Annotated in this window: 3 protein-coding genes; all 3 read right to left on the minus strand. The window is 31.7% G+C overall.

The annotated features are described in order from the left end of the window. Positions 1–70: 70 nt before the first annotated feature. From EKL98_RS16535 to EKL98_RS16545, 3 genes are read right to left on the minus strand one after another with little or no spacing between them, the layout of a single operon-like run. Complete coding sequence (locus EKL98_RS16535; protein WP_158618347.1) at positions 71–508, minus strand: putative polyvalent protein kinase domain-containing protein; 438 nt, start codon at positions 506–508, stop codon at positions 71–73. Positions 509–520: 12 nt separating this feature from the next. Continuing rightward, positions 521–721, minus strand: coding sequence for a hypothetical protein (locus EKL98_RS16540; protein ID WP_126563200.1), 201 nt, complete (start codon positions 719–721; stop codon positions 521–523). Between the two features lie 44 nt (positions 722–765). Continuing rightward, positions 766–1,110 (minus strand): Crp/Fnr family transcriptional regulator, encoded by a 345-nt coding sequence (locus EKL98_RS16545; protein ID WP_233589479.1) that lies wholly within the window; start codon positions 1,108–1,110, stop codon positions 766–768. Positions 1,111–1,193: the final 83 nt, after the last annotated feature.

Raw genomic sequence — 1,193 nt, forward strand, 5'->3', positions numbered from 1 at the left:
GCTGGAAGTAAGAAAAGGTACTTAATGTAGATTAAGAAATTATTTTAGCAACATTATTAAAAAAAACAAATTATTCTTTTAAGTTGATAAAGAAAACTGTATCAATGAAGAATAGTACATTTGAATTCACGATTACATTTTCATCGTGGATGTCTTCTAATATTAATCCCAATTCAGGATTATAATAATCATTTCTGCGTGTGTTTGTAAAACCATTAAATTCCAATAAATACTTAACATCATCCAAATTTACGGGTTTGTCAGAAATAATAAAAGCTTGTTTTAGAACGGCAAAAAGTGTTTCGTTTGAACTTTTGAAGCCAAGTAATTCATATTTTGTTCCCTCAAAGAATAAATTATGAATAAATAAGCTGTTGAAAGAATCCAACCAAGTGAAATAATAAATAGCATCGTTAAGTTTAATTACACTTTTATTGTCTTTGCCGAAATAGATTTTGGCCTCGCCTCCTTCGGTAAGATAATTTTCCTGATCTGAAAAGTCAGTTATACAAAGATTATTTTAAGAAATATAATCGGTTAGCTGTTTTTCCTGCTCTTTTTTGATTTCGCATTGTTTGTCGAAATCTCTTTTAGTAGTTGTATCTGTTCTAAAGCTTGTGCATAATTGATTTCGGGTTGTTGTGAGCGTATCATTTTTGCCTTCAATGATAGTTCCGCTAATGATATTTTTAAGAGTTTGTTTGGTATCATTTGAAATCATTTTTATACAAATGTAATAATTATTTTTTATTTAATAATTGTTGATTATTTCCTCAAAAGCTTACTTTTCATTTTGCTGAAAAATTCCGGAGTTACTCCTAAATAAGAGGCAATTTGTTTTTGGGGAACTTTCTGGATTAAGTCGTGGTGTTTGTTGCAGAATTTTTCGAAGCGTTCCTCGGCGGTTAAGCTTAAATTATCCATTAATCGTTCCTGATGTGCTACCAATGAATTTTCAGTCAAAATCCGGAAGAAATGTTCCAGCTTTGGAATGTCGTGATACAATTGTTCCTGATTTTCTTTGGATAATAAAACCACTTCTGCATCTTCTATGACTTGAATGAACAGATTGCCTGGCTTATGAGCCGGCACGATGTACATATCGAACATTACAAAAGAGAAAAAAGCACACGCCCTCCGCTGAAGCCATCATTTAAGAAATCAAAGAAGAATTTACTACGTGGACCAAAGGC

This window comes from Flavobacterium bomense, from assembly GCF_003970355.1.